The sequence below is a fragment of the Micromonospora sp. NPDC052213 genome, from assembly GCF_040679695.1.
GTDB lineage: Bacteria > Actinomycetota > Actinomycetes > Mycobacteriales > Micromonosporaceae > Micromonospora.
The window spans coordinates 1-8,744 of record NZ_JBFAVI010000233.1; the positions used below are offsets into that span (position 1 = coordinate 1).

The 8,744-nt window shown below is 74.7% G+C and carries 7 protein-coding genes; 4 read left to right on the forward strand and 3 right to left on the reverse strand.

All coding sequences use genetic code 11. The annotated features are described in order from the left end of the window. Window positions 1-43: 43 nt before the first annotated feature. Window positions 44-1,840: a DEAD/DEAH box helicase gene (locus AB0L34_RS31410; protein WP_363709004.1), complete on the forward strand. Its 1,797-nt coding sequence runs from the start codon at window positions 44-46 to the stop codon at window positions 1,838-1,840. Between the two features lie 96 nt (window positions 1,841-1,936). Here the strand turns inward: AB0L34_RS31410 and AB0L34_RS31415 are convergent, their stop codons facing one another. Continuing rightward, entirely contained in the window at window positions 1,937-2,401 is a 465-nt protein-coding gene (locus AB0L34_RS31415; RefSeq protein WP_350707590.1) for a MarR family transcriptional regulator, read from the reverse strand. A gap of 55 nt (window positions 2,402-2,456) precedes the next feature. Here AB0L34_RS31415 and AB0L34_RS31420 point away from each other — a divergent pair, with 55 nt between their 5' ends. Further along, window positions 2,457-2,939: an SgcJ/EcaC family oxidoreductase gene (locus AB0L34_RS31420; protein WP_363709006.1), complete on the forward strand. Its 483-nt coding sequence runs from the start codon at window positions 2,457-2,459 to the stop codon at window positions 2,937-2,939. Window positions 2,940-3,006: 67 nt separating this feature from the next. Here the strand turns inward: AB0L34_RS31420 and lon are convergent, their stop codons facing one another. Further along, entirely contained in the window at window positions 3,007-5,343 is a 2,337-nt protein-coding gene (gene lon / locus AB0L34_RS31425; protein ID WP_363709008.1) for an endopeptidase La, read from the reverse strand. A gap of 344 nt (window positions 5,344-5,687) precedes the next feature. Here lon and AB0L34_RS31430 point away from each other — a divergent pair, with 344 nt between their 5' ends. Together AB0L34_RS31430 and AB0L34_RS31435 are read left to right on the forward strand one after the other, a co-directional pair. Continuing rightward, window positions 5,688-6,035: an Lsr2 family protein gene (locus AB0L34_RS31430; protein WP_350707584.1), complete on the forward strand. Its 348-nt coding sequence runs from the start codon at window positions 5,688-5,690 to the stop codon at window positions 6,033-6,035. Between the two features lie 394 nt (window positions 6,036-6,429). Further along, the gene (locus AB0L34_RS31435) at window positions 6,430-7,686 is read left to right on the forward strand and encodes an MFS transporter (RefSeq protein WP_357462038.1); all 1,257 of its coding nucleotides are present in this window, start codon (window positions 6,430-6,432) and stop codon (window positions 7,684-7,686) included. A 46-nt stretch (window positions 7,687-7,732) separates the two neighbouring features. Here AB0L34_RS31435 and AB0L34_RS31440 read toward each other — a convergent pair whose 3' ends face one another. Beyond that, window positions 7,733-8,617, reverse strand: a complete 885-nt coding sequence (locus AB0L34_RS31440) for a hypothetical protein (protein WP_363709011.1) — start codon at window positions 8,615-8,617, stop codon at window positions 7,733-7,735. Between the last annotated feature and the right edge of the window lie 127 nt (window positions 8,618-8,744).

The following is an 8,744-nucleotide window of genomic DNA, read 5'->3' on the forward strand; positions in this document are numbered from 1 at the left end:
GGTCGCCGGAACCGCCGGCCGGGGATGATGAAAAGCTTGCCGCATGAGTTCCGCACCCGTACGGCACGACCCACCGACCGACCCCTCCCGGGACGCCTCCGACGAGGTGACCGCCTTCGCGGATCTCGGACTGCGCGCCGAGCTGCTGGGGGCGTTGTCCGCCCTCGGGTACGAGGAGCCCACGCCGATCCAGCGGGAGGCGATCCCTCCCCTGCTGGCCGGTCGGGACCTGCTCGGGCAGGCGGCCACCGGTACGGGCAAGACAGCCGCGTTCGCCCTGCCGCTGCTGCAGCGGATGCCCGACGAGCGGCCCGGCGACCCGGTGGCGCTGGTGCTGGTCCCAACCCGGGAGCTGGCGGTGCAGGTGTCGGAGGCGTTCCACCGCTACGGCAAGGACCTGGGCACCCGGGTGCTGCCCATCTACGGCGGCCAGCCGATCGGCCGGCAGTTGCGCGCCCTGGACATGGGCGTGGACGTGGTGGTGGCGACCCCGGGCCGGGCGCTGGACCACATCGCCCGGGGCACGCTCAACCTGGGCTCGCTGGCCACGGTCGTGCTCGACGAGGCCGACGAGATGCTCGACATGGGCTTCGCCGAGGACATCGAGGCGATCCTGGAGCACACGCCCGCGCAGCGGCAGACGGTGCTGTTCTCGGCGACGATGCCGGCGCGGATCGACGGGCTGGCCCGCCAGCACCTGACCGACCCGGTGCGCATCCTCATCGCCCGGGAGCAGCCGGTGGCCGGCGAGGCGCCCCGGGTGCGGCAGAGCGCGTACATCGTCGCCCGGGCGCACAAGCCGGCGGCGCTGGGCCGGGTGCTGGACGTCGAGTCCCCCACCGCGGCGATCGTCTTCTGCCGCAGCCGGGAGGAGGTCGACCGGCTCACCGAGACCATGAACGGCCGGGGCTACCGGGCCGAGGCGCTGCACGGCGGGATGAGCCAGGAGCAGCGCGACCGGGTGATGGGCCGGCTGCGCACGGGCACCGCGGACCTGCTGGTGGCCACCGACGTGGCCGCCCGCGGCCTCGACGTCGAGCAGCTCACCCACGTCGTCAACTACGACGTGCCGTCGGCCCCCGAGTCGTACGTGCACCGGATCGGCCGGGTGGGCCGCGCCGGGCGGGAGGGCGTGGCGATCACCCTCGCCGAGCCGCGCGAGCACCGGATGCTCAAGACCATCGAGCGGGTCACCGGCCAGCGGATCACCATCGACAAGATCCCGACGGTGGCGGACATGCGCACCCGGCGGCTGGAGCTGACCCAGGGCGCGCTGCGGGAGAGCCTGCTGGAGGACGACCTCGACCCGTACCGGGCGATCGTGGAGTCGTTGACCGACGAGTTCGACCTGGTGGAGGTGGCGCTCGCGGCGGTGAAGCTGGCGCACGAGGCGACCTCGCCGGGCTCCGAGGACGAGGAGGAGATCCCGCAGGTCCCGGTCCGGGGCCCGCGCGAGGGGCGGCCGGAGGGCGGCGGCCGGGGCGAGCGGCGCGGCGGTGGCCGGCCCCGCACCGGCGGCACCACGCAGGTCTTCATCGGCCTCGGCCGGCGTGCCGGGGTCCGCCCGCAGGACCTGGTCGGCGCGATCACCGGCGAGACGAGGGTCAGCGGCCGGGACATCGGCTCGATCGAGATCGCCGACCGGTTCTCGCTGGTGGAGGTGCCCTACGCCGTGGCCGACGAGGTGATCGCGGGGCTGCGCGGCAGCACGATCAAGGGCCGCAAGGCGACCGTACGCCGGGATCGTGACGGTGACGGCGGCGGCGAGCGCCGCTTCGACGGGGCCGACCGGCGCGAGCGCCGCGACCGCGACTTCGGCGACCGGCGCGACCGGCGCTGACGACGACACACACCGTCCCCGCCGGCGACCCCGGCGGCACTGACGCACCGAGGCCCCCGTTGTTCCGGCGGGGGTCTCGTCGCGTCCGCGCAGCGGTCAGTCGGCCGGCTCCGTGGCCACCCGTTCGGCGTGCTCCTGCTGCACGGCGCGAGCGGTGGTGAGGAAGTCGACGATCGTCTCGAGTTGTCCGTGGTCGTACCGCGTCAGCGCCCGCAGGCCGGCCTCGCCGACCGGCCGGTAGATCCTCCGCTCGGCCGCCCGGGCCGCCTCGGTCGCCTCGACCAGCACCCGACGCCGGTTGGCGGCGTCCCGGGTACGCGCCACCAGGCCGACCCGTTCCAGCCGGTCGATGACGGTGGTGGTGGCCGCCGGGCTGAGCCGCAGCGCCGCCGTCAACTCGCCGGCCGTCACCGGCCCGCGGCCGAGGACGACGTCCAGCGCCCGCAGATCCGTCCGGTTGATCCCCAGCCGGCCGGCCGCCGCCTCGTCGAAGGCGTCGAAGCTCTGCTGCAGCAGCCGGATCTCCCGCGCCACGTGGTACACCAGCTCACTTTTCGACATTCGAATCTTCCTGCTAACGTAGATTTCGACAGTCGAACTTTAGCAGGGAGCGACCATGACCGAGAACGACCGCAGGGAGATCCGCGAGCTGTTCGACCGGCTGCTACGGGCGTGGACCGACAACGACGCGGTCGCGTACGGCGCCTGCTTCACCGAGGACTCCGACTACGTGTCGTACGACGGCACCCGGGCGGAGGGTCGGGCACCGATGCAGGACGCGCACGACCGGCTCTTCCGGGGCGTACTCGCCGGATCGGCGCTGGTCGGCGAGGTGGAGTCGATCCGGGCGGTGACCGCCGACGTGGCCGTCGTGCACGGCACCGGCTCGGTGCTGATGCCCTGGCGCACCCGGCTGCCCCGGCGCCGGCTGTCCCGCCAGACCCTGGTCGCCGTGCGGACGCCGGCCGAGTGGCGGTTCACCGCGCTGCACAACGGTCGGGTCCGCCCGATCGGGATCCCCGCGCCCGACTCCGCACCGGCCCGGCTGTCCCGCACGATGGGGCGGTACGCCCGACGGCTCGGGCTGGGCCGCGCCTGACCGGCGGGACCCGCACACGCGGCGGCCCCCGACGCCCGTGGGCGTCGGGGGCCGGGCGACGGGCCGGTCAGGCCGCGGTCAACGCCTGGCCGCCCAGGGCGTCCGCGTCGACGTCGGCGGGGCGCAGCGCCAGGGCGAGCACGTCGGCGACGTCGGCGAGGGTGTGGACCGTCAGTGCCTCACGGACCTCGGCCGGCAGGTCGTCGAGGTCCGGCTCGTTGCGGGCCGGGATGATCACCTCGGTCAGGCCGGCCCGGTGGGCGGCGAGCAGCTTCTGCTTCACCCCGCCGATGGGCAGCACCCGGCCGGAGAGGGTCACCTCGCCGGTCATCCCGAACTCGGGCCGCACCGGCCGGCCGGCGGCCAGCGAGGCGAGGGCGGTGACCATGGTGATGCCGGCGCTGGGGCCGTCCTTGGGCACCGCGCCCGCCGGCACGTGCAGGTGGATCCGCCGCCCGGCGAGGGCGTTCGGGTCCAGCCCGAGCCGGCGCCCGTTGGAGCGCAGGTACGACAGCGCGATGTGCGCGGACTCCTTCATCACGTCGCCGAGCTGGCCGGTCAGGGTCAGCCCCGGCTCGCCCTCCATGCTGGTGGCCTCGATGAAGAGCACGTCGCCGCCGGCGCCGGTGACGGCCAGGCCGGTCGCCACGCCGGGCACCGCCGTCCGCTCCGCCGACTCCGGGGTGAACTTCGGCCGCCCGAGGTAGGTGGCGAGGTTGTCGGCGTCGACGCGGACCGGCGCCGGGTCGGTGGCCAGGGCCACCGCGACCTTGCGGAGGATCTTCGCCAGCGACCGTTCGAGCTGGCGCACGCCGGCCTCCCGGGTGTACTCGCCGGCGATCCGGGCGAGGGCGTCGTCGCCGACGCCGACCTCCTCGACGGTCAACCCGGCCCGCTCCCGCTGCCGGGGCAGCAGGTGGTCCCGGGCGATGGCGACCTTCTCCTCCTCGGTGTACCCGTCCAGGGTGACCAGCTCCATCCGGTCCAGCAGCGGGCCGGGGACGGCCTCCACCACGTTGGCGGTGGCCAGGAAGAGCACGTCGGAGAGGTCGAGGTCGACCTCCAGGTAGTGGTCGCGGAAGGTGTGGTTCTGCGCCGGGTCGAGCACCTCCAGCAGGGCGGCGGCCGGGTCGCCGGAGTAGCCGACGGCCAGCTTGTCGACCTCGTCGAGGAGCACGACCGGGTTCATCGAGCCGGCCTCGCGCAGGGCGCGCACGATCCGGCCGGGCAGCGCGCCGACGTACGTGCGGCGGTGGCCCCGGATCTCGGCCTCGTCGCGGACGCCGCCGAGGGAGACCCGGACGAAGTTGCGGCCGAGCGCGCGGGCGACCGACTCGCCGAGGCTGGTCTTGCCGACGCCGGGCGGGCCGGCGAGGGCGAGCACCGCGCCGGAGCCGCGGCCACCGACGACGCCGAGGTTCCGCTCGGCGCGCCGGTTGCGCACCGCGAGGTACTCCAGGATGCGGTCCTTCACGTCGGCCAGGCCGGCGTGGTCGGCGTCGAGCACCGCGCGGGCCGCGGCCAGGTCGGTGTTGTCCTCGGTACGGGTGCTCCACGGCATCTCCAGCACCGTGTCGAGCCAGGTGCGGATCCAGCCCGCCTCCGGGGAGGCGTCGCTGGCCCGCTCCAGCTTGCCGACCTCGCGCAGCGCCGCCTCGCGGACCTTCTCGGGCAGGTCGGCCGCCTCGACGCGGGCCCGGTAGTCGGCGGAGCCGTCCGGTTCGTCCTCGCCGAGCTCCTTGCGGATGGCGGCGAGCTGCTGGCGCAGCAGGAACTCCCGCTGGGACTTCTCCAGCCCCTCGCGGACGTCGGTGTTGATCTGCTCGGCGATCTCCTGCTCGGCCAGGTGGTCCTTCACCCAGCCGACGAGCAGTTCCAGCCGGGCGGTGACGTCCGGCGCGGCGAGCAGCTCGGTCTTCTGGGCGAGGCTGAGCCAGGAGACGTAGCCGGCGGAGTCGGCCAGCTCGGAGAGGTCGGTCATCCGCTCGATCGCGTCGATGACCTGCCAGGCGCCGCGCTGCTGGAGCACGGACGTCATCAGGGCGCGGTACTCGCGGGCGAGTTCGCGGGCGCGGCCGGCGGGGGCCGGTTCGTCGAGTACGGTGGCCTCGACCCAGAGGGCGGCGCCGGGTCCGGGAACGCCGGAGCCGATCCGGGCGCGGGAGAGGCCGCGGACGACGGCGGCCGGTTCGCCGCTGGGCAGCCGGCCGACCTTCTCGATGGTGGCGACCGCGCCGACGGGGCCGTACTCGCCGTCGAGGCGGGGCACGGCGAGGAGGGTGCCCTCGCCGGTGGCGCGGGCCGCGTCGACAGCGGCCTGGGTGGTGGGGTCGAGGGTCACCGGGATGACCATGCCGGGCAGCAGCACGGCGTCGGTCAGGGGCAGTACCGGAAGAGTTGCCATCGAACACCTGCTATCGCGTTGAGTTGAGCGTGTCCAACTCAAGTAACAAAGCGTTCCCCTTGTTCCGCACTGTGACCCAGACCACTTCCTCGCGCCACCGGCCGCGTCGGGAGCGGCGGCTCACGCACCGGGCCGCCGACTCCGGCGACCGCCACGGCGAGCGGGACCGCGAGGCTGGCCAGCGCCAGGACGGCGACCGAACTCCCCCGCCTTTGCGCCGGCCACGCCGATTTCCCGCGATAACGCGACCCGCCGAAATGAAAAACGACGCGTATTCTTGCGCAATTGCCGTGGGATAGGTCAAACTTTGACCACACCCCGCCCCACACAGGGAGTAATTGGCGATGGCGAGAAAAGTAATCACTGTTCTGACCGACGACCTCGACGGCGGAAAGGCCGACCGGACCGTCGAGTTCAGTCTGGACGGCGTGGCGTACACCATCGACGTCTCCGACGAGAACGCGGGTGTGCTGCGGAAAGCTCTCGACCCGTACATCAGCGCTGGCCGGCGGATCGGCCGCGGCACCGTCGACGTCGGGCGGGCGCCCCGTCGGGCGGGCGCCCAGGGCGGCGCGGGAATGGACCGGGAGCAGAACCGGGCCATCCGGGAATGGGCCGTCAAGAACGGCTACAAGATTTCCGAGCGCGGCCGCATCCCGGTCGAGGTCGCCGAGGCGTACAAGAACCGCTGACCTGGCGCCGGGTTCACGCTCGCGTCCACGCGGGGTCACGCTGCGGAATCAGCGGGGCCCCGCGGTCTTTTCCCACGGCCGTCCATTCGCACGGCCCGCGTCCGGCGGCGGACGCATTCGCGGGCGGCGCATTCGCCGAGCCGCCCCGACGGACCGCCGGGCGACCCCCGAGTGGCCGCGCCGGGCGGATTCCCCCGACCGCACGGAACCGGATCCGGCCGAGAACCGGCGACTCACCCGGACGGCGAAGGGGCAGGTGGTGACCCGGGCGGCTCCGGCCGCACGTGATCACCACCACGATTCGTGCCCACGCGACCCGAGACCGTCGCACCCCCCGAGTGTAATGAGCGACAGCTTTGTCGGGCATTACGCAAACGCATCTCGGGGGTGGCGGATGACGCGCTGGTGGAGCCAGACGGCCGGCGGGTTGCCCCGCACGTTCTGGTACCTCTGGACGGCCACGCTGATCAACCGGCTGGGTAGCTTCGTCGCCATCTACCTCGGCGTCTACCTGGTCTCGGTGCGGGGCTTCAGCCCCGCGTACGCCGGAGTGGTGATCGGGTTGCACGGGGCCGGCAGCGCGGCGGGGAGCGTGCTCGGCGGGGTCGTCGCGGACCGGTGGGGGCGGCGGCCGGCGATGCTTGTCGGCAACGTGGCCGCCGCCGCGGCGGCGGTGTCGCTGGGCCTGAGCGACCACCCCACGGCGGTCGCGGCGCTCACCCTCCTGCTCGGGCTCTTCCTCGGCGTCGCCCGGCCGGCCTTCACCGCCACCATCATCGACGTGGTGGGCGAGCGGGACCGGCTGCGCGCCCTGACGCTCAACTACTGGGCGATCAACATCGGGTTCGCCGTCGCCGCGACCGTCGCCGGCCTGCTGGTCCGCGCCGATCCGCTGCTGCTGTTCGTGGTCAACGCGGCGGTGCTGCTCGGCACCGCCGCGCTGATCGGGTTGAAGGTGCCCGAGTCGCGCCCCGCCCCGGTCACCGTCGGGCAGTTCACCCGCGCCGACTCCGGCGGGCTCGGCACCGTGCTGCGCGACCGGGTCTTCCTGACCTTCACCGCCCTCACCGGGCTGGCCTGGCTCTGCATCCAGGGCAGCGTGATGCTCCCCGTCGCGTTGCAGGCCGACGGCCTGCCGGCGTCGGCGTACGGGCCGGTCATCGCGGTCAACGGGCTGATGATCGTGCTGGGGCAACTCTTCGTGCCCCGGCTGGTCGGCCGCTTCGACCGGTCCCGCACCATCGCCGCCGCCGTCGTGGTGGTCGGCGCCGGCTTCGCGCTGACCGCGCTGGCCGACGCGGTGTGGTTCTACGCGTTCACGGTCGCGGTCTGGACACTCGGCGAGATGCTGATGACCCCGGCGAACTCGGCGCTGACGGCGGACCTGTCGCCGGCGGCGCAGCGCGGCCGCTACCAGGGGGTCTACTCGCTCGGCTACGCCTTCGCCAGCTTCGCCGGGCCGACCCTCGGCGGGCTGGTCGCCGCCCGGTTCTCCACCGACGCCCTCTGGCTGGGCCTGTTCGGTCTGGCCCTGCTGGTGGCCGCCGGCAACCTCCTCGCGGTCCGCTCCCGGGCCAGGCGGATCGAGGCCCTGCGGGCCGGCGCCACCCCGACCGCCGCCCCCGGCCGGACGGCGGCAGCGCCGGCCTGACGACGGCCGGGGCCGCCGGGGTACGCCCGTGCGGCGCCGGGGCGGGTCAGTCCGCGCAGAGGTGCGCGAAGGCGAACCCGTGCGCCATCTCGTCGCGCCGCGATTCGAGCCGCCGGATGTCGGCGAGCAGCTCCTCGCGGGGCGTCAGGACCGGCTCGGCCGTCTCCAGCTCGCGCAGCCGCTGACCGACGGCCATCGCCGCCAGGTCCTCGGCCAGGCGGGCCGGGTCCACGCCGGCGGAGACCCGCTGCTCGTGCACCGTCACCCGCTCCACGAGGCAGGCGCCGGGACGCACCTCGACCCAGCTCCACCCCTCGGCCGGCCCGCCCCGCCAGCGCAGGTGCAGCCCCCGGACGATCGGGTCCACCAGCCCCCGCGACACGTACGCGTCGACCGCCGCGGCCCGGGCCAGCGCGCCGAGGTCGTTGACGTGGCCCGTCCGCCCGTCGGGCAGCCGGCCGACGATGTCGCGGAACCCGATCGGGGGCACGTCCCCCGCCTCCGGCTCCCCCGCGCCGAGCGCCGCGTAGGCGCGGGCGTCGATCACGTACGCCACGATCCGCCGCCCGTGCTCGTCGGCGCGCAGCGTGGGCGACCCGATCCGCAGCACCGCCAGGCCGACCGCCTCGGCGACCACGTTCTTCATCCGCTCGGCGCGCTGCCCGGCGGAGCCGGCGGGCGCGACCGGGCCGACCTCGACGGCGAAGACCGGTCGGGCCGTGTCGGCGGCGCAGACGACGAAGTCGTAGCCCTCCCGGGTGGCCGTGCTCCACTGGTGGCCGGTGATGCCGCTCGGCCGCCGGTGGGTGAGTTCGCCGAGGCGGCGGGCGCCGTACACGAGCTGGCCGGCCCGGGTGAGCAGCGGGCCGCGACCGCCGTCCCCGGTCACCGCGCGCAGCCAGGAACCGTCGCCGCCACCGGTGCTCGTCATCCGTGTGATCCGTCCGTCCTGCCGTCGCCCCCGGGCCGCGCCGGGGGCCCGGGGGGGGGGTGGGCGGCGGGGCGGGGCGGGGCCCCGGGGGGGGGGGGGGGGGGGGCCGGGGGGGGGGGGGGGGGGT

Bases quoted from the DNA above. Each gene is read 5' to 3' on its own strand.
- AB0L34_RS31410 (WP_363709004.1), top strand. From the start codon at position 44: ATGAGTTCCGCACCCGTACGGCACGACCCACCGACCGACCCCTCCCGG.
- AB0L34_RS31420 (WP_363709006.1), top strand. From the start codon at position 2,457: ATGACCGAGAACGACCGCAGGGAGATCCGCGAGCTGTTCGACCGGCTG.
- AB0L34_RS31440 (WP_363709011.1), bottom strand. From the start codon at position 8,617: ATGACGAGCACCGGTGGCGGCGACGGTTCCTGGCTGCGCGCGGTGACC.
- AB0L34_RS31415 (WP_350707590.1), bottom strand. From the start codon at position 2,401: ATGTCGAAAAGTGAGCTGGTGTACCACGTGGCGCGGGAGATCCGGCTG.
- AB0L34_RS31430 (WP_350707584.1), top strand. From the start codon at position 5,688: ATGGCGAGAAAAGTAATCACTGTTCTGACCGACGACCTCGACGGCGGA.
- lon (WP_363709008.1), bottom strand. From the start codon at position 5,343: ATGGCAACTCTTCCGGTACTGCCCCTGACCGACGCCGTGCTGCTGCCC.
- AB0L34_RS31435 (WP_357462038.1), top strand. From the start codon at position 6,430: ATGACGCGCTGGTGGAGCCAGACGGCCGGCGGGTTGCCCCGCACGTTC.